Annotated in this window: 17 protein-coding genes and 3 tRNA genes; 8 read left to right on the top strand and 12 right to left on the bottom strand. The window is 56.8% G+C overall.

The window, feature by feature from the left end; translation table 11 throughout:
* Position 1 precedes the first annotated feature (1 nt).
* The 3 genes from N5J69_RS11980 to rbsK are packed head-to-tail and all read right to left on the bottom strand — an operon-like array spanning position 2 to position 3,261.
* Positions 2 to 1,015, bottom strand: a complete 1,014-nt coding sequence (locus N5J69_RS11980; RefSeq protein WP_279770521.1) for an aldose 1-epimerase family protein — start codon at positions 1,013 to 1,015, stop codon at positions 2 to 4.
* Positions 1,012 to 2,334 (bottom strand): L-fucose:H+ symporter permease, encoded by a 1,323-nt coding sequence (fucP, locus tag N5J69_RS11975; protein ID WP_279770520.1) that lies wholly within the window; start codon positions 2,332 to 2,334, stop codon positions 1,012 to 1,014. Before fucP ends, N5J69_RS11980 begins: the two co-directional genes overlap by 4 nt.
* Positions 2,335 to 2,343: 9 nt before the next feature.
* The gene (gene rbsK, locus N5J69_RS11970; protein WP_279770519.1) at positions 2,344 to 3,261 is read right to left on the bottom strand and encodes a ribokinase; all 918 of its coding nucleotides are present in this window, start codon (positions 3,259 to 3,261) and stop codon (positions 2,344 to 2,346) included.
* Positions 3,262 to 3,641: 380 nt separating this feature from the next.
* On the opposite strand from rbsK, the gene deoR reads away from it, so the two are divergent.
* On the top strand, positions 3,642 to 4,406 hold the full coding sequence (deoR, locus tag N5J69_RS11965) for a DNA-binding transcriptional repressor DeoR (protein WP_279770666.1): 765 nt from the start codon (positions 3,642 to 3,644) through the stop codon (positions 4,404 to 4,406).
* Between the two features lie 202 nt (positions 4,407 to 4,608).
* A complete protein-coding gene (gene ettA / locus N5J69_RS11960; RefSeq protein WP_279770518.1) occupies positions 4,609 to 6,276 on the top strand; it encodes an energy-dependent translational throttle protein EttA in 1,668 nt (555 codons plus the stop codon).
* A 53-nt stretch (positions 6,277 to 6,329) separates the two neighbouring features.
* Here the strand turns inward: ettA and N5J69_RS11955 are convergent, their stop codons facing one another.
* Both N5J69_RS11955 and N5J69_RS11950 read right to left on the bottom strand, forming a co-directional pair.
* Complete coding sequence (locus tag N5J69_RS11955; RefSeq protein WP_279770517.1) at positions 6,330 to 6,707, bottom strand: type II restriction endonuclease; 378 nt, start codon at positions 6,705 to 6,707, stop codon at positions 6,330 to 6,332.
* Between the two features lie 112 nt (positions 6,708 to 6,819).
* Positions 6,820 to 7,716: a LysR family transcriptional regulator gene (locus tag N5J69_RS11950; protein WP_279770516.1), complete on the bottom strand. Its 897-nt coding sequence runs from the start codon at positions 7,714 to 7,716 to the stop codon at positions 6,820 to 6,822.
* A 202-nt stretch (positions 7,717 to 7,918) separates the two neighbouring features.
* On the opposite strand from N5J69_RS11950, the gene N5J69_RS11945 reads away from it, so the two are divergent.
* Positions 7,919 to 8,920 carry a zinc-binding alcohol dehydrogenase family protein gene (locus tag N5J69_RS11945; protein WP_279770515.1) on the top strand — a complete coding sequence of 334 codons (1,002 nt, stop codon included), beginning with the start codon at positions 7,919 to 7,921 and terminating at the stop codon, positions 8,918 to 8,920.
* A 45-nt stretch (positions 8,921 to 8,965) separates the two neighbouring features.
* On the opposite strand, the gene nadR is transcribed toward N5J69_RS11945, so the two are convergent.
* The 3 genes from nadR to serB all read right to left on the bottom strand — a co-directional run bounded on the left by nadR (position 8,966) and on the right by serB (position 12,656).
* The gene (gene nadR / locus N5J69_RS11940) at positions 8,966 to 10,207 is read right to left on the bottom strand and encodes a multifunctional transcriptional regulator/nicotinamide-nucleotide adenylyltransferase/ribosylnicotinamide kinase NadR (RefSeq protein WP_279770514.1); all 1,242 of its coding nucleotides are present in this window, start codon (positions 10,205 to 10,207) and stop codon (positions 8,966 to 8,968) included.
* A 75-nt stretch (positions 10,208 to 10,282) separates the two neighbouring features.
* A complete protein-coding gene (radA, locus tag N5J69_RS11935) occupies positions 10,283 to 11,665 on the bottom strand; it encodes a DNA repair protein RadA (protein WP_098051563.1) in 1,383 nt (460 codons plus the stop codon).
* 13 nt (positions 11,666 to 11,678) lie between these two features.
* Positions 11,679 to 12,656, bottom strand: a complete 978-nt coding sequence (gene serB, locus N5J69_RS11930; protein WP_279770513.1) for a phosphoserine phosphatase — start codon at positions 12,654 to 12,656, stop codon at positions 11,679 to 11,681.
* A gap of 107 nt (positions 12,657 to 12,763) precedes the next feature.
* Here serB and N5J69_RS11925 point away from each other — a divergent pair, with 107 nt between their 5' ends.
* On the top strand, positions 12,764 to 13,414 hold the full coding sequence (locus N5J69_RS11925) for a YtjB family periplasmic protein (protein WP_061061544.1): 651 nt from the start codon (positions 12,764 to 12,766) through the stop codon (positions 13,412 to 13,414).
* Positions 13,415 to 13,747: 333 nt separating this feature from the next.
* Here N5J69_RS11925 and yjjG read toward each other — a convergent pair whose 3' ends face one another.
* From yjjG to N5J69_RS11910, 3 genes are read right to left on the bottom strand one after another with little or no spacing between them, the layout of a single operon-like run.
* Positions 13,748 to 14,428 (bottom strand): pyrimidine 5'-nucleotidase, encoded by a 681-nt coding sequence (gene yjjG, locus N5J69_RS11920; RefSeq protein WP_279770512.1) that lies wholly within the window; start codon positions 14,426 to 14,428, stop codon positions 13,748 to 13,750.
* 18 nt (positions 14,429 to 14,446) lie between these two features.
* Positions 14,447 to 14,887, bottom strand: a complete 441-nt coding sequence (rimI, locus tag N5J69_RS11915) for a ribosomal protein S18-alanine N-acetyltransferase (RefSeq protein WP_279770511.1) — start codon at positions 14,885 to 14,887, stop codon at positions 14,447 to 14,449.
* Positions 14,859 to 15,269, bottom strand: coding sequence for a DNA polymerase III subunit psi (locus N5J69_RS11910; protein WP_279770510.1), 411 nt, complete (start codon positions 15,267 to 15,269; stop codon positions 14,859 to 14,861). Before N5J69_RS11910 ends, rimI begins: the two co-directional genes overlap by 29 nt.
* A gap of 106 nt (positions 15,270 to 15,375) precedes the next feature.
* Between N5J69_RS11910 and rsmC the strand changes: the two genes are divergently transcribed.
* The 4 genes from rsmC to N5J69_RS11890 all read left to right on the top strand — a co-directional run bounded on the left by rsmC (position 15,376) and on the right by N5J69_RS11890 (position 16,877).
* Positions 15,376 to 16,407 carry a 16S rRNA (guanine(1207)-N(2))-methyltransferase RsmC gene (gene rsmC, locus N5J69_RS11905; protein ID WP_279770509.1) on the top strand — a complete coding sequence of 344 codons (1,032 nt, stop codon included), beginning with the start codon at positions 15,376 to 15,378 and terminating at the stop codon, positions 16,405 to 16,407.
* Between the two features lie 151 nt (positions 16,408 to 16,558).
* Positions 16,559 to 16,645 (top strand) — tRNA-Leu (locus N5J69_RS11900).
* Between the two features lie 30 nt (positions 16,646 to 16,675).
* A tRNA-Leu gene (locus tag N5J69_RS11895) sits at positions 16,676 to 16,762 on the top strand.
* A 28-nt stretch (positions 16,763 to 16,790) separates the two neighbouring features.
* Positions 16,791 to 16,877, top strand: a tRNA-Leu gene (locus N5J69_RS11890).
* A gap of 137 nt (positions 16,878 to 17,014) precedes the next feature.
* On the opposite strand, the gene N5J69_RS11885 is transcribed toward N5J69_RS11890, so the two are convergent.
* Positions 17,015 to 17,299, bottom strand: a complete 285-nt coding sequence (locus N5J69_RS11885) for a DUF1435 domain-containing protein (RefSeq protein ID WP_279770508.1) — start codon at positions 17,297 to 17,299, stop codon at positions 17,015 to 17,017.
* Positions 17,300 to 17,341: the final 42 nt, after the last annotated feature.

Genomic DNA, 17,341 nt, shown 5'->3' with positions numbered 1-17,341 from the left:
CTCAGAGCAGGCCGGTCTCCACGGAAAAGTGGCGCTTTTCACCGCGATCCAGGGTGATCAGCGTGCCAGCCTGCTGTGCGGCAAGAAAACCCTCTGGCCGGCAGGTGGCGGGCAGAATGTAGGCCGCGACCTGCTGATCGTGGTTGTGCAGCAGCCAGCGGGTAGCGTGCGGGAACTGCGCGGTCGAAAAGCGCGTCATCAGCGCAAAGCCCTGCGGCGAATGCAGCTCAAACTGCACGTCATCGCCATACTGCGGCAGATCGTCCGCGAAGAAGACGATCTCCGGATCGCAGAGCTGCGGCTGATCCAGCTGCTGAAGCGCCTGCGGATCCTGCGATAAGTGATCCGTGTAGTCGCGCCAGGCAGGCGTGGGCTTCAGGTGTGCGGGGATCGAGCGACGCAGCTGAAATGCGCCGTCGGGGATCGACTGACTGAAACGTCCGTGGTCGATCCACGCGCTGTTGAGGTGACACATGTACTGCAGCGGCATCGGTGCGCCCGCCAGATTGGTCACCGTCATCTCAATCGTCAGCCGGGGCTGACGGGCCTGAATGCGGACGGCGGGTGCGGCAAGGTAGTGATGCCCGAAGCCTTTGATATATTCACACTCCCCTTCCAGCGACAGCGTCTCATCGTCCAGCACCAGCCAGGCGCTGTCCATGCGGGCGCAGGCCATCTCACCGTGCAGCGCATGGTCATCTTCTGGCGCGGGACAGCCGTTAGCCAGCAGCCCCGAATGAAACGCAAAACAGCCATAGGTGTCGATGATTGAACTGGCGGGCAGCGGCTGTTTAAACCGGTGGCCCATAGTCAGGTTATGATCGTCAAACTGCACGTCCCAGATCATCTGCCCGAGAAACGGCAGCACGGTCACGCTGCCGCGCCGGTTATGCATGCGCACCGCTTCAATGCCTGCCGGGTAGCGAAACAGCTCCACCCGGAAGTCCTCGCTCTCCAGCAGCACCCAGGGCGTGGTGTGAAACTGTTCACGCGCCAGCGGTAAACGGGTTTTCATGGTAACTCCTCCACCAGACGACCGGCGGCAACCGGCGGTTTTTTATGGCGCAGTTCGCCATAGAAGTAGACGCCGACCCAGGCGAAACAGAGCAGCGAGACACCAAATGCCAGCTGCATCGACCCCAGAATGTCCGACATCAGCCCCTGCAGCGCCGGGACAAAAGCCGCACCGACAATCGCCATCACGATAAACGCGCCTGCCACTTCGGTGTATTTATTATCGACCGTCGCCAGCGTACCGGCGTAGATCGTTGCCCAGCAGGGACCAAACAGCACGCTGACAAAGACGGCGGCGTAGACGGCGGTAAAGTTCGGCACCAGCATCACATAAGCCAGCGTCAGCACGCCCAGCACGGCATAGGCGATCAGCACCTTTTCAGTACGGAAGCGGGTCATCAGGACGTTCGCCACGAACTTGCCGATAAAGAAGCAGATGAAGCTGTAGATCATAAAGTCAGAGGCGTGACGTTCATTGGCCGCCCCCAGCGTCAGCGCCAGGCGAATGGTAAATGACCAGACCGCGACCTGCATGCCGACATAGAGAAACTGGGTCACAATGCCGCGTTTAAAGTGACGATTGGCGGCCAGATAACGGAAGGTTTCGCCCAGCGACGGGCGGGATTTTCCGCTATCTGGTTTGCAGTGCGGATAGCGGGTGAACATGAAGAGCAGCATCACGACCACCAGCACCATGACCAGATATTTGTAAGGCTCCAGCGTGTGTTCCAGCATCGTCAGGCGGAAGGCATGCACCTGCTCTGCCGTCATGGTCGCCATCTGACTTTCCAGGCTGTCGCCCTCCTGAAACACCAGATATTTACCCAGCACAATCCCCATCAGCGCACCGATCGGGTAGAAGGTCTGGCTGACGTTGAGGCGCAGCGTGGCATGGTCACGATGGCCAATCATCGAGCTGTAGGTATTGGCCGCCGTTTCCAGGAAGCTCAGGCCGATGGCGATGGCAAATATCGCCGCCAGAAACATGGTGTAGGTTGCCATGTGCGAGGCCGGATAAAAGGCAATACAGCCAGCAATGTAGAGCGCCAGACCGATCATGATCGCCATCTTATAGCTGGTTTTGCGGATCACCAGCGACGCGGGGATCGCAATCAGAAAATAGCCGCCATAAAAGGCACTCTGCACCAGCGCACTGGCGAAGTCGCTCAGGGCAAAGACGCTTTTAAACTGCGTGATCAGGATATCGTTGAGACTCGCCGCGCAGCCCCAGAGCGGAAAGAGGCACGACAGCAGAATAAACTGGAACAGCGGCGTTTTATTGAGATAACCATCAGATTGCTGAACAATTTTCTGTTGCATAGCAGAACCTCATTTACGGTTGAGAAAACGCTGGAAACACTCGGCGGTGGGATAGGCGCACTGCGTGCCGCGCCCGGTGACGCTGCAGGCAGCATAAGCAGATGCCTGCGTCATGGCGGCAGCCACATCACCGGTTTTCACCAGCAGATACGCAAAACAGCCGATAAAGGCATCGCCTGCGCCGCTGGTGTCAACAGCCTGAACCGGCGTGGCGGCCACGCGATGGATCTCGTCGCCGTGCATCCAGACCGATCCCCGACTGCCCAGGGTGATGATCAGATTTTTAAGGCCGCGCTTCAGCAGCGACTGCCCGGCCAGGATCACCGCGTCATCGGTGTTCACCGGCAGGCCGGTGAGGATCTCCAGTTCGGTTTCGTTCGGCATAAAGAAGTCGCATTTGCAGGCGTAGTCAATATCAAGCGTGGCGACAGCCGGTGCCGGATTGAGGATCACTTTTATCTGATGCTGGCGGGCAAAATCGATGGCGTAATAGACCGTCTCCAGCGGGATCTCCAGTTGCAGGATGATCAGCTCACAGGCTTTCAGTGCCTCTGCCGCCGCGTCGATATCCGCAGGCTTCAGATGCTGATTGGCCCCTTTGATAATCAGAATGCGGTTCTGGGACTGGTCATCGACAAAAATCGGGGCCACGCCGCTGGAGGTGCCCGCTGCTGTGGTAACAAAGCGGGTATCCACGCCCTGCTGTTGCAGATTAGCCACGGTGTTTGGGGCAAAGAGGTCGTCGCCGACCTTGCTGACCATCATCACATTGCCACCCATTTTTGCCGCCGCCACCGCCTGGTTCGCCCCTTTGCCGCCGCAGCCAATGGCAAAGTCGGGCGCTTCCAGCGTTTCGCCCGCTTTCGGCAGGCTGTTGGTGTAGGTAATCAGATCGACCATGTTTGAGCCGATGACCGCAATTGTCATGACAAATCTCCTGGGTGTTTTTAAACTTTAAAATGTTAATAAAGTAACAATAACCTTTCTTAAAGGTTAAATATGTGACAAAAACCACATCCCGGCGCGGCAGTAATGAGCAGGAAACGGCCCTCAAGGCGATGCTAAGTGTTACGATTATCACAAGGTAACATCATGAAGGGCTGTAGCTTAAAGCGGTGACCGCCTGCGGTAACGGGCTGGTATCCCCGCACGGCGGAGGTTTGCGGCCCTTACAGATTGCGGGTAAGATTGACTGCCAGCCTGGCGGATGAGACGCAACTCATTCAAATCTGTGAGGTTTGCAGCGTATCGACGTCGATCACGGCGTTCTTGCTCCGCACTGCAGGATAGGTAACAGAGAGATGACCATGGAAACCCGGCGCGACGAACGCATTCACAAGCTGACGCAGGCGCTTAAACGCACCGATAAACTGCACCTCAAAGATGCGGCCCAGCTGCTGGGCGTTTCAGAGATGACGGTTCGCCGCGATTTAACCGAACCGGGCTCCAGCGTGGTGCTGCTGGGCGGCTACATCGTCAGCGACCCGAAAAGTCATGCCAGCCACTATTTTGTCAGCGATCAGCATGGGCAGAATGCGGCCAGAAAGCAGCGGCTGGCCCAGGCGGCTGCCAGCCTGATCGGCGAGAACGATACGGTCTTTTTTGACTGCGGCACTACCCTGCCCTATATCGTTGATGCCATTCCCGATACCCTGTCGTTTACCGCCATCTGCTGCGCGATGAACACCTTTCTGACGCTGAAAGAGAAACCGGCCTGTAATGTGATTCTCAGCGGCGGTGAATTTCATGCCGACAACGCGCTGTTTACGCCCATTGGCGTCCACACCATCCTGGACGATCTCTGTCCGACGCTGGCCTTTATCTCTGCGGCAGGCATCGACAAAGATCAGGGAGCGACCTGCTACAACACCAATGAGCTGATGATGAAACATCACGCCATGCTCCGCGCCCGCAAGTCGGTGCTGGTGGCTGACAGCAGTAAATATGGCAAGGTGCTGCCTGCCCGCATTGCTGAGCTGCAGCGTTTTGATTTGCTGGTGAGCGACAGCGCGCCCGATCAGGCGTTGCAGAACTGGCTGGCTCAGCAGGCGATACCGCTGCGCCTGCCCTGATCGCTGTCACGGCCTTTCCAGACTGGCCCTTTTCAGCGACGTTGTGTGATGTTGCCTGGAAATCAGTCAGTTATCCCACACGTCGTCCGGCATGCCTTCTGCCCCGCGAATATTCGCCGTCCCCCGGCTGGGATTAAACGGTGAAAAAGGCTAAACTTCGACATCATTCCAACGACCAACAGACCCAGAGGCTCAATCCAACGTGGCTCAATTCGTCTATAGCATGCATCGCGTCGGCAAAGTGGTTCCGCCGAAGCGTCATATCCTGAAAAACATCTCGCTCAGCTTCTTCCCTGGCGCAAAAATTGGCGTACTCGGCCTGAACGGTGCGGGTAAATCGACCCTGCTGCGCATCATGGCCGGCATCGATAAAGATATCGAAGGGGAAGCGCGTCCGCAGCCAGGCATCAAGATTGGCTACCTGCCGCAGGAGCCGCAGCTTAACCTTGAACACACCGTGCGTGAGTCGGTTGAAGAAGCGCTGTCAGAAGTGGTGGGTGCCCTGAAACGCCTCGACGAAGTCTATGCGCTCTATGCCGAAGAGGGTGCAGATTTCGACAAGCTGGCCGCTGAGCAGGGCCGTCTGGAAGAGATCATCCAGGCACACGATGGTCACAACCTGAATACCCAGCTGGAGCGTGCTGCCGATGCGCTGCGCCTGCCGGACTGGGACGCGAAAATCACGAATCTCTCCGGTGGTGAACGCCGCCGCGTCGCCCTCTGCCGCCTGCTGCTGGAAAAACCAGACATGCTGCTGCTGGACGAACCAACGAACCACCTGGACGCCGAATCTGTCGCCTGGCTGGAGCGCTTCCTGCACGACTTCGAAGGCACCGTTGTGGCCATTACGCACGACCGTTACTTCCTGGATAACGTGGCAGGCTGGATTCTGGAACTTGACCGCGGTGAAGGTATTCCGTGGGAAGGCAACTACTCCTCCTGGCTGGAGCAGAAAGATGCACGTCTGGCACAGGAAGCCTCTTCAGAAGCCGCTCGTCGTAAGTCGATTGAGAAAGAGCTGGAGTGGGTTCGTCAGGGTGCGAAAGGCCGTCAGTCTAAGGGCAAAGCCCGTCTGGCTCGCTTTGAAGAGCTGAACAACACGGACTACCAGAAGCGTAACGAAACCAACGAACTGTTCATTCCGCCGGGTGCCCGTCTGGGTGACAAAGTGCTGGAAGTCAGCAATCTGCGTAAGTCCTACGGCGACCGTGTGCTGATTGACGATCTCTCGTTCTCTGTGCCAAAAGGCGCGATTGTCGGAATTATCGGCCCGAACGGTGCGGGTAAATCGACGCTGTTCCGCATGATGTCCGGCCAGGAACAGCCTGATTCCGGCAGCATCGTGCTGGGCGAGACCGTTAAGCTGGCCTCAGTCGATCAGTTCCGTGACAGCATGGATAATGCTAAAACCGTGTGGGAAGAGGTTTCCGGCGGTCAGGACATCATGCGTATCGGTAACACCGAGATGCCAAGCCGCGCCTATGTCGGCCGCTTTAACTTTAAAGGCGTCGATCAGGGCAAACGCGTGGGTGAACTCTCGGGCGGTGAGCGCGGTCGTCTGCACCTCGCGAAGCTGCTGCAGGTTGGCGGCAACATGCTGCTGCTCGATGAACCGACCAACGACCTGGACATCGAAACCCTGCGCGCACTGGAAAACGCCCTGCTGGAGTTCCCGGGCTGTGCCATGGTGATCTCGCATGACCGCTGGTTCCTGGACCGTATCGCAACGCACATTCTGGATTACCAGGATGAGGGCAACATCGAATTCTTCGAAGGTAACTTTACCGAATACGAAGAGTACAAGAAGCGTACCCTCGGCGCTGACGCGCTGGAGCCAAAGCGCATCAAGTACAAGCGTATGACGAAGTAATTGCAGTCTGATTAATACTAAAAAGGGAAGCAGATGCTTCCCTTTTTTATTTTTTAAAGCGGCGTCCATTCTTCAATATGCCCTTGATGTTCATCATCGTGTGTTTTAAATAAAATGCAGGTTAATTTACTTTTTTTATCAAAACCAATGACGATATTGTCACCAGGCACTGCGCACTCCATTACCGGATTGCCTTCGTAATAAAGCCGAAATTCAGACCGGCTTTCATGTGACTTTCTGGCATCATACCAGGTCAGTGATGCACTACAGCTGACATCACTGCCCCTGAGCACAAACTCTGCTTGAATGTCTTTATTTTCGTTACCTAAAATATTTTTAAGGGCGGTAACACCATTAAACTCTCTTTGATCATAAATTTCACTTTTTGATAAAGTTTTGATACATGCAGTTTTTAAATTTTGAGCTTTCATAACATTTCTCTTCCTTTGAGAATAAGATGAAATGCCATCATAATTAATACAATGTAATTTTCTGCTACAGGCGTCAAAGTTAGAGATTAAGGTTATAAATTTCATTTTAAGTTCAGCGATAAAATTCCCTGAACACCGGGGACTGCAGTGCGAACTCAATAAAACGTGCCAGCGCTGGTGAATGCAGTTTGCGCCCCGGATAGACCAGCCAGAGTTCATTCCCTTCGATCTCCCATTCCGGCAGCACCGGCACCAGCCGCGGATCTGCCATCGCCCCATCCGTCAGAAAGTGCGGCAACAACGTGATACCGGCATCGCCCAGCGCGCATTCCCGGGCATAAAGCAAATTGTCAGTGAGATGGCCTGGCGGCAGCAGCCAGCGATAGAACGCGTCATCGCGCTGCAATACCCATTCATTCCAGGCGCGATGCGCAATACAGCGGTGTGCCGACAGCTGCTGGGGATGAAGCAGCGGCGGATGCTGATCAAGATAGTGCTGAGACGCGACCAGCAGTCGCGGGCAGTTACCGATCCGTCGGCCAATGAGTGAAGACTCCTGCGGCTGACCGGTGCGCAGCGCCACATCAAAGCCCTCCTGCACCAAATCGCGCATTTCATCAGAGATGGACACATCCAGCGTCACATCCGGATAGAGCCGTAAAAACCCGGCATTACAGCGCGCCAGCAGCGTGGCACCAATCCCCGCCGGACTGGTGATGCGCAAGCGCCCGCTGGGGTTTTCACGCAGGCTGGCGATCGCCTGATCGGCGCGTTCACTGGCCTGCATCATCTCCTGACAGTGCAGCAGATAACGCTCACCGGCAAAGGTCAGATTGAGCTGGCGGGTGGTGCGGTTCAGTAGCCGGATTCCCAGCCGCTGCTCCAGCTGGCTGATGCGCTGACTGACGCTTGATTTGGGCAGACCTGCACGTTCAGCCGCCCCGGTAAAGCTGCCACACTCCGCCACCAGCGCAAACAGCGCCATATCCTGCCACTGACGAAACGCCATTGTTCACCCCAGACGAACACTCTATGAAAGATTGTCCATCTTATCACCGCTAAAATCAGGTTCTACACTTATAGCCTGTTCCGAATCATTACAGCAGTCTGCCACGGACAGCGTGGCATCCCCCTGCGGCGTATAAGCACGCTTCAGGGCCAGAATAGCAACCACACACCAGGCTCCTGGCCTGACTCAACAGGAAAACGTTATGTCTATTCGCGCTATCGCCATTAACCCGGAAAGTCCTGAAAACTTCACTGAAATTTTCCCTGAAACCCCAGTGCCAGGGGAGTATGACCTGCGGGTGGGCGTTAAAGCCGCCTCGGTCAACCCGGTCGATACTAAGGTGCATAAAGGGGCAAGGAAAAACGGATTGCAGCAGCCCCGCATTCTCGGCTGGGATGCCAGCGGCGTCGTGCTGGAAGTGGGCAGCAAAGTCAGCAATTTTAAGCCTGGCGATGAAGTCTTTTATGCAGGCGACCTGACCCGTCCCGGCAGCAACAGCACCGAGCAGCTGGTTGACTCACGCATCACCGGTCACAAGCCAGAGAGCCTGGACTGGGCACAGTCGGCGGCGATCCCGCTGACGGCCCTGACCGCCTGGGAAGGCCTGTTTGAGCGTCTTAACCTGGAGACGGCCACCGACGATCAGACGCTGCTGATCGTCGGCGGCGCGGGTGGTGTCGGATCGCTGGCGATCCCGCTGGCAAAACTGCGCAGCAACGTTAAGATCATCGCTACCGCCTCCCGTGAAGATTCCGCACAGTGGTGCCGCGATCGCGGTGCCGACCTGGTGATCAACTATAAAGATATGATCGGTGAGCTGGAGAAACAGGGCATTAAGCAGGTTGATTATATCTTCTGCCTGAATGACACCGACGGTCACTGGGAAACCATGGCTAAGCTGATCGCACCGCAGGGCCATATCTGCACCATCGTGGAAAACGAACATCCGCTGTCGATGGACCAGCTGAAGCTGAAGAGTGCGGCACTGCACTTTGAGCTGATGTATACCCGCAGCATGTTCAACACGCCAGATATGGCGCGTCAGGGCGAGATTCTGGATGCGGTATCGGCGTTGCTGGATGAGGGTAAACTGCAAACCACGCTGAGCGAAACGCTGCACGGCTTAAGCGTTGAGACCTTAACCGCCGCCCATCAGCGGGTGCTGGAAGGCCACATGCGCGGCAAAGTGGTGATGGTGTATTAAGGCACTGACCCGGCTGCCGTGCGGCAGACCGGGTTACTGCAGCCATTATTGCTGGGCGTTTTTCTCGCCCAGCATCGCTTTTACCAGCTCAATGCAGCGCAGGAAACGGGTGTCATAATCATCTTCCTGCACGTGGAGGAAGTCGATGTTGTTTTCCCGCAGCATCGTCACCAGCATCGACTGAAACTCCCGCCGATCCACTGAACTGCCCAGGCTGCGCAATCCGTCAGCGACCCAGGGCACGTTGTTCTCCAGCAGGATCACCAGATCAAAGCGATATTCATCGATCAGGGCCTGCACAAACGGATGCTCCCGCCCTTCATACTTCAGACAAAACGCCTGCGTCGTCACGAAGTCAGTGTCGATAAACGCCACTTTGTTGGCATATTTAACCGCGAAGTCGATGTACTGCGCCTGGCCCAGCGCGATCTTGTCGTAATCGGAGTATTGCAGCGCCATTTCGTCACCGCCCAGGTGGGAAAAGACATAGTCGCGGCCATATTCCCAGGCACTGGTGGTGTTAAAGATGTTGGCAAGCTTATTCACCAGCGTCGATTTTCCGCTCGACTCCCCGCCGAGGATCGCCACGGTACGCACAAAGAACGGTTTTACTTCAGTGGGAATGTAATCCCAGAAGCGGAATGGGTCCTGACGGATCTGCGCCCCGCTGATGCTCATAAAAGATCGGCTGGGATCGACCAGTACGGTCTGAATGCCCAGGTGCTGCTGATACATCTCTGCGTCGGGCGCTTCGCTGGTGTAGATGCAGTCCGGCGCAATGCCGTGTTCGCTAAGAAACGCGCTGACGCCTTTACTCCAGACATCCCAGCCGTGCGGATAGGGTTCAATCCCCTCTTCATCAAAGGCGTGAATGCGGATATTTTTCTGGTACTTAAAGGTTTGCAGCAGCCAGCGCAGACGATCGCTGACCGTGGGCTGCTGTGACATCGCGCTGTTCTCAAACAGTTCGCGGTCACGCGGCTCGTCATAACCCATGATGATATGCAGCTCATCCACCTGGCTGCAGGCGCGCTGAATCAGATAGATATGACCGGTGTGCAGCGGATAGAACTTACCAAACACCACGCCCACCGTTTTGTCGCGGCGTGGAAACTCCAGCCCCAGAAAGCGGTGGAGTGCCTCCAGCTTTTGCGCGCTGGGACTTTTGATTTTGGCATTGAGCAACTGACTCAGATAGCCTTTGGTCATGCCGCTGGCATCAGCGACCTGTTGCAGCGTATGACCCTGCTGGCGAATGGCCGTTTTCAGATAATCAAACGACGACATGTCGTGCCTCCTGCATCAATGCGGTTAAGGTGGGAGCGGCCTGCCCGCCACTCAGGCTGGCAGGCCGCAGGCGCATCAGAGATCGTCCAGAATCGCCAGCGCATCGGCCAGCTTCTTCGCGCTGAAAACCTGCATCCCGGCAATCGGTTTTTTTGGGGCATTCCCCGCGGGTACAATGGCGCGTTTGAAGCCATGCTTCGCCGCTTCAGAGATGCGCTCCTGCCCGCTGGGCACCGGACGGATCTCACCGGCCAGTCCCACTTCGCCGAAGATCACCAGATCCTGTGGCAGCGGACGATCGCGCAGGCTTGATACCATCGACAGCATCAGCGCCAGGTCCGCACTGGTTTCGGTGACTTTAACGCCGCCAACGACGTTAACGAACACATCCTGGTCCGCCATCTGCAATCCGCCGTGACGGTGCAGCACCGCCAGCAGAATCGCCAGGCGGTTTTGCTCCAGGCCGACCGCGACGCGGCGAGGGTTGCCCATCATCGAGTGATCGACCAGCGCCTGAATCTCCACCAGCAGCGGACGCGTTCCCTCCCACAGCACCATGACCGAACTGCCCGACGTGATCTCTTCACCACGCGACAGGAAGATCGCAGACGGGTTGCTGACTTCACGCATGCCCTGCTCAGTCATGGCAAACACACCCAGTTCGTTCACCGCACCGAAGCGGTTTTTATGGCTGCGCAGGGTGCGGAAGCGGGAGTCGGCATCGCCATCCAGCAGGACTGAACAGTCGATACAGTGTTCCAGCACTTTCGGCCCGGCCAGTGAGCCATCTTTGGTGACGTGGCCCACCATGATGATTGCGACACCGCGCGTTTTGGCGAAGCGCGTCAGATAAGCGGCGGTTTCCCGCACCTGGGCGACGCTGCCAGGCGATGACTGGATCTCCGCCATGTGCATCACCTGGATCGAGTCGATCACCATCAGTTGCGGCTGCTCCTGCTCGGCGATCAGGCAGATCTGCTCAATGCTGGTTTCCGACAGCATATTCACATTTTCGGTGGGTAATCCCAGACGATGGGCGCGCATTGCGACCTGTTGCAGCGACTCTTCACCGGTGACATAAAGGGTTTTCATCCCTTCTGACAACCGGCACATGACCTGCAGCAGCAGCGTGGATTTGCCCGCGCCGGGACTGCCGCCAATCAGAATAGCGCTGCCCGGCACAACCCCGCCGCCCAGTACCCGATCAAACTCTTTGAAACTGGTGGAGAAGCGCGGTAACGCCTCCAGGCTGATTTCAGAGAGCTTCTGCACCCGGCTGGTGCCAGCGCTGCCGGCATAGCCACTCAGGCGCTCGTTACGCGCAGCGGCGGGCGAGGCAGCAATGCGTACCTCGGTGATGGTGTTCCAGGCATGACAGGCGCTGCATTGCCCCTGCCAGCGTGGGTAATCTGCGCCACATTCATTACAGACAAATGCGCGTTTTGCCGCTTTGGCCAAATCAATACCTCTGTTAACGCTCTTCGTGGATCAGGCTGCCGGTCAGGATGCAGAACACCCCCATTAAATCGGCATGGCGAATGGTGACCGCAGTCTGCTCATTCACCTTAGGTTTAGCATGGAACGCAATGCCCAGCGCTGAGGCTTTGATCATCAGCAGGTCATTGGCCCCATCGCCGATCGCTACCGTCTGTTCCGGCGCGATGTCAAAACGCTGCGCCAGCTTCTTCAGGGTATCGGCTTTGTATTGTGCATCGACAATCGGACCCAGCACGTTGCCGGTCAGCTTGCCGTCGCGTATTTCGAGTTCATTGGCCGCCACCGCAGACAGATGCAGTTTGTCGCGCAGGTATTCGGCGTAGTAGGTGAAGCCGCCAGACGCGATGGCAACCTGCCAGCCCAGCGCCTGCAGCTTCTGCGTCAGGGTGGTTAAGCCTGGCATCAGCGGCAGCGCATCGCGCACCTGTTTCAGGATATTGGCGTCCGCACCCTGCAGCGTGGCCACGCGCTGACGCAGGCTGGCGGTGAAGTCGAGTTCGCCGCGCATCGCACGTTCCGTTACTTCTGCCACCAGCTCGCCGCAGCCCGCCAGTCTGGCGATCTCGTCGATGCATTCAATCTGAATTGCGGTGGAGTCCATGTCCATCACCAGCAGACCCGGCGTTTTGAGATGCGGGATTTTGCCCAGCGGCGCAACGTCCAGCCCGGCGTCGTGCGCCAGCTTGCTGGCAAACGGCGTCAGCGATCCCGCCAGGCGAATCACCTGATACTCATCAACGTTCCAGGCGCTGACGATTACCATCGCGGCACCCAGCTGGTGCTGGTAGTCGGTCAGCCGCTGCTTATCCAGCCCGCGGCCATACAGCAGCCAGCCTGTGCGGCCAGCGCGATAATCCAGCGGCATCACTTCATCACCGCTAAGAGAAAGGGGCAAACCCGGCCAGAGGGAGACATCGGCGGGAAGATCGCACCAGGTTAAACGATTTGGCATCAGAGCTCCTGTAGGGACAACAAAACCACGCAAGAGGCTACCTTGTCTGCGCCGCTTCTGGCAACATAATCTCCAGGCTTTCTGTTGTGATATGACCCGGATGATTAATGGCTAAAACCGCACTGAAATTTCGCTTACATCGTACCGTAATCGTTCTTATCTCGATGGCGCTGCTGGTTGTGCTGATGCAGGGCGCATCCTGGTTCAGTCTGGGTCATCAGACGGCGCGCTCTGAACAGGTCGAAGAGCTGGCACATACGCTGACCAGCCAGGTGGCGTTCAGCCTTAAGCCGTTGATGGACAACAGTGAAAACAACCGTAATCAGATAGAAGCCATTCTTAATCAGATGACGGCTAACAGCCGTATTCTGGATGCGTCGGTATACGACGGCGACGGCAGCCTGGTGGCGCACAGCGGGGAAAACATCAATGTCCGCGACCGGCTGGCGCTCGACGGTAAGCGTGCGGGCAGCTATTTCAACCACCAGATTGTGCAGCCGCTGGCCGGAAACGACGGCCCGCTGGGCTTTTTGCGCGTGACGCTGGATACCCATGTGCTGGTTACCGATTCACATCAGGTTGATAACACCACCAATATTCTGCGTCTGATGATGCTGCTGGCGCTGGCGATCGGCATTATTCTCTCCCGTACCCTCCTGCGCCACCGCCGCACCCGCTGGCAGCAGTCGCCGTTTCTGCTTACCGCCAGCACCCCGGTGAAAGAGGACCGGGATGAGGATGATGAGAAGAAAGCGTAGCGCGTCTGCGCGGCTGAAAGGATAAAACGAGAAAGACCCGCTGTGCGGGCCTTTTTTATACCGGGACAAACTCAGTTCAGGCATGCGGTGAGACCGAGCCTGCGAAGGGAACACGGTCAGATCGGAAAGTCGCTTAAACCGTCCCTGGCCGCTCGTCCCGCGCGATTACGCACCTCATCCATGAGGTGCGCCCGTTGCCGGGCCAACGCTTCGCGTTGTTCAAAAACGCTCCCGACGTTTTTGTCCCTGGCGCGGGACGCTTTCCTGCTCTGCCCGTGTTCCCTGCGCGTTACGTTTATTTATTGCTGTCAGATTTATTCGGATTTGGGTTTGTCAGCCGATCAGCAGCGCTTCCAGCTCACCCAGCGATTTGACCTGCCAGGTTGGTTTGATATGTTCCGGCAGTGGGCGGGTGCCATGATCGAGCCAGCAGGTTTTTACGCCAGCATTCATGCCGCCCAGAATGTCAGATTCTGGCGTATCACCCACCATCAGCACCCGCTGACGATCCGGGTTACCCATCTGTTCCAGCGCGTAATCAAAGATCTCTGCTGCCGGTTTTGGCACGCCGACCTGCTCAGAGATCACCAGCGCCGAGAAGTAATCCCGGAAACCGGTGCGCTCCAGACGCGTCTGCTGCAGCGCGGTGAAGCCGTTGGTGATGATGCCCATTTTTACCCGGCCATGCAGCTGGTTCATCAGGCTGACCGCACCCGGCAGCGGCGTGCAGATCTCTCCCATTGCGCTGAGAAAGCCGCTGTTGAGGATCTCTGGCGCAACGCTGAGCTTTTCGCTCCAGTGGTTAAAACGCTGCGTCTGCAGCTGTAAAGCTGAGATGGTGCCGTTCTGATAATCGACCCACAGCGGTTTGTTGATCGCCTGATAATCGCTGTAATCCTGGTCAGTAAACTGCACGTCATAACCGGCGAACAGCCGCTGTAATCCGGCATAGGCGTCGAAATGAAAAAGGGTATCGTCCGCATCAAACAGGATGCAATCCCAGTTATCTGACATTAAAACTCCTTTACACCGCTACGGCGTCAGCGCCATGAGAAGGGCATCTTCGCGGCCGCTGGCGGTGGGATAATAGTTGGGGCGACGACTGACCTGATTGAATCCAAGCTGCTCATAGAGCGCGATGGCGGGCAGATTCGACGCCCGCACTTCCAGCCACAGCGTCAGCACATCGCGTTTGATCAGCGCGTCAATCAGATGCTGCAATAGCTGACGGCCAAATCCCCGGCGCTGAAAGGCGGGATCGACCGCGATATTGAACAGCGAGGCTTCGTCCAGCACCACCTGGGTAATGGCAAAAGCCGCCATTTTGCCGTCGACATCAAGACGTAAATTGATAAAACGCTCACCCTGATTGCTGGCAAACGTCTGTTCACTCCAGGGAAACGCGTGGCTGCGACACTCAATGGCATAGGCCTGCGCCAGATCGTCAGGGGTGAGAAAAGAGATGGCTGTCATGGTTACACATCTGTTGCCAGAGCGCGCGTCTGGCGACGCCGCTGCTGATCAGTTCATTGAAAGAGGCGCTGGTTAATGCCACGCCATTAAAAGTCTGTTCGCTCTCGACCCCGAGCAGCCAGCCAGCGCAGTCCAGCGTTTCCGGCAGCATTTGCAGCTGATCCGGCGTCACGGTCATCACCTGAGTGGGTTGCAGATTGAGAGCATGCAGCACGTCGCGCATCAGCGGTTCATGCAAACCCGGTGGCGCGTCAGCAACAATAATTAACTGCGTGTCCGGGGCCAGCGTGACGGCAATTTCGCCCTGAAGCACGCGCGGGCGGCGCAGTTGGTACTGCGTAATTCCCATTTGCTGTAAAAGCCAGTCGCGCCTGGACGTCATGGTGTTACCTGTTCTGCTGCCTGAATGCGACGCTATGCTAGCAAACCCATCGAACATGCGCCAACAAACCACTATAATCCCCGCTCAGATCTTACAGGAGCCCTACATGTCTGCTTTAACCCCGGCCAGCGAAGTCATTCTGCGCCACAGTGATGAATTTACCGCCCGCCATGTTTTATTTGCTGGCGATCTGCAGGATGACCTGCCCGCTCAGCTGGAAACCGCCTCGTCGCGTGTTCACACCCAGCAATATCATCACTGGCAAAACCTGAGCCGCCGTATGGGCGAGCAGGCGCGTTACGGCATGGTTGCGCAGGCAGAAGATGTGCAGGGCTGCGATACGCTGATCTACTTCTGGACCAAAAATAAGCCGGAAGTGCAGTTCCAGTTGCAAAACCTCCTCTCACTGCTGCCGGTGGGTTGCGACGTATTCGTTGTCGGTGAAAATCGCAGCGGCGTCCGCAGTGCCGAAGGCATGGTGGAGTCGTGGGTGACGCTGGAGAAGATTGACAGTGCGCGTCGCTGTGGTCTTTACCACGGTCGCCTGGATAAACAGCCTGCGTTTGATGCCAGCACCTTTGGTCAGCAGTATGAGCTGGATGGTCTGACAATTCACACCCTGCCGGGCGTCTTCAGCCGTGACGGCCTGGATAGCGGCAGTGCCCTGCTGCTTTCGACCTTTACCCCGCACACCAAAGGTAAAGTGCTGGATATGGGCTGTGGCGCGGGCGTGATCGCCGCCTCGCTGCCTGCCCGTTCGCCTAAAGTGCGTCTGTGGCTGTGCGACGTCCATGCGGCCGCCATTGAAGCGAGTAAAGCGACGCTGGCTGCTAACGGCATTGAGGGCGAAGTCTTTGCCAGCAACGTCTTCTCTGACGTGACCGGCCGTTTCGATATGATTATCTCAAACCCGCCATTCCATGAAGGCACCCAGACCAGCCTCGACGCTGCCCAGGCGCTGATCCGGGGTGCGGTGAAGCATCTGAACACCGGGGGCGAGTTGCGTATTGTGGCCAATACTTTCCTGCCCTACCCCCAGGTGCTGGATGAAGCCTTCGGCAGCCACGAAGTTATCGCGCAAACCGGCCGTTTTAAAGTTTATCGTGCCGTCTACGGTCGCGGAGCCAAAACCCGCTAAGCGCTTTTCCCGCCGTCAACCGCGTTGCCGGGCTGAAAACGTTGCTTTTTACAGCGATCGTTTCAGCCCGACGAAATAGTTGTTGACGCAAAGAGTAAAATCTCTAGAATGCGCCTCCGTGGTTGTAACATTCTCAGGGTGTTACGGGTATGCGAAGGTGGCGGAATTGGTAGACGCGCTAGCTTCAGGTGTTAGTGTCCTAACGGACGTGAGGGTTCAAGTCCCTCTCTTCGCACCAAAATCACATGTTTCATATCGCGAGCACTGCGCGAAGGTGGCGGAATTGGTAGACGCGCTAGCTTCAGGTGTTAGTGTCTTAACGGACGTGAGGGTTCAAGTCCCTCTCTTCGCACCATTGCGGTGATATGAACAGACAACTCGATGCGAAGGTGGCGGAATTGGTAGACGCGCTAGCTTCAGGTGTTAGTGTCTTAACGGACGTGAGGGTTCAAGTCCCTCTCTTCGCACCAACGTTGTCATCCTCAGCTTTTTCCGCAAGTCCCCTTCGGTTCTCAATGCACTGTTCCTTTATCCCCTGCGCACTTTACTTTTTCAGCTCGCTTTAGCTCATCCAGTCGCTTCATCTGTACGCCGGTTTCAGCCTTTGTTAATACAGATGGAAATTCACAGAGATAGCCGCCAGCCCCCCCGCTAAAGCCAGACAGGATGGCAGCAGCAGATAGTGACGCAGACGCGGGTTAAACAACATCACCACCGTCAGCAGCAGCGTAACCGTCATCACCATCCGCCACTGACTGAAGCTCGGTTCCCACAAGGCGAAAAGCGGCAACGCGATGCAGGGCAGCAACACCCCCCACGCACTATCCAGTCTTTTACCCATTGCCCAGCTGACACCCCACAGGCCGCAGGCCGCGATAATCGCTATCCCCATGACGCAAACCTCAAATGATAAGCATTCCCATTATCATATGTC

Source organism: Pantoea sp. GD03673, from assembly GCF_029844725.1.
Classification (GTDB): Bacteria; Pseudomonadota; Gammaproteobacteria; order Enterobacterales; family Enterobacteriaceae; genus Pantoea.
The sequence above is the reverse complement of the archived record's forward strand: the minus strand, read 5'-3'. Positions and strand labels throughout refer to the sequence as shown.

What these genes read in the sequence shown, in the direction of transcription:
- N5J69_RS11925 (WP_061061544.1), top strand. Translation starts at nt 12,764, where the DNA reads ATGGCTAAAACCGCACTGAAATTTCGCTTACATCGTACCGTAATCGTT.
- N5J69_RS11980 (WP_279770521.1), bottom strand. Translation starts at nt 1,015, where the DNA reads ATGAAAACCCGTTTACCGCTGGCGCGTGAACAGTTTCACACCACGCCC.
- N5J69_RS11945 (WP_279770515.1), top strand. Translation starts at nt 7,919, where the DNA reads ATGTCTATTCGCGCTATCGCCATTAACCCGGAAAGTCCTGAAAACTTC.
- N5J69_RS11955 (WP_279770517.1), bottom strand. Translation starts at nt 6,707, where the DNA reads ATGAAAGCTCAAAATTTAAAAACTGCATGTATCAAAACTTTATCAAAA.
- rbsK (WP_279770519.1), bottom strand. Translation starts at nt 3,261, where the DNA reads ATGACAATTGCGGTCATCGGCTCAAACATGGTCGATCTGATTACCTAC.
- rimI (WP_279770511.1), bottom strand. Translation starts at nt 14,887, where the DNA reads ATGACAGCCATCTCTTTTCTCACCCCTGACGATCTGGCGCAGGCCTAT.
- yjjG (WP_279770512.1), bottom strand. Translation starts at nt 14,428, where the DNA reads ATGTCAGATAACTGGGATTGCATCCTGTTTGATGCGGACGATACCCTT.
- N5J69_RS11910 (WP_279770510.1), bottom strand. Translation starts at nt 15,269, where the DNA reads ATGACGTCCAGGCGCGACTGGCTTTTACAGCAAATGGGAATTACGCAG.
- fucP (WP_279770520.1), bottom strand. Translation starts at nt 2,334, where the DNA reads ATGCAACAGAAAATTGTTCAGCAATCTGATGGTTATCTCAATAAAACG.
- rsmC (WP_279770509.1), top strand. Translation starts at nt 15,376, where the DNA reads ATGTCTGCTTTAACCCCGGCCAGCGAAGTCATTCTGCGCCACAGTGAT.
- N5J69_RS11885 (WP_279770508.1), bottom strand. Translation starts at nt 17,299, where the DNA reads ATGGGGATAGCGATTATCGCGGCCTGCGGCCTGTGGGGTGTCAGCTGG.
- deoR (WP_279770666.1), top strand. Translation starts at nt 3,642, where the DNA reads ATGGAAACCCGGCGCGACGAACGCATTCACAAGCTGACGCAGGCGCTT.
- N5J69_RS11950 (WP_279770516.1), bottom strand. Translation starts at nt 7,716, where the DNA reads ATGGCGTTTCGTCAGTGGCAGGATATGGCGCTGTTTGCGCTGGTGGCG.
- serB (WP_279770513.1), bottom strand. Translation starts at nt 12,656, where the DNA reads ATGCCAAATCGTTTAACCTGGTGCGATCTTCCCGCCGATGTCTCCCTC.
- nadR (WP_279770514.1), bottom strand. Translation starts at nt 10,207, where the DNA reads ATGTCGTCGTTTGATTATCTGAAAACGGCCATTCGCCAGCAGGGTCAT.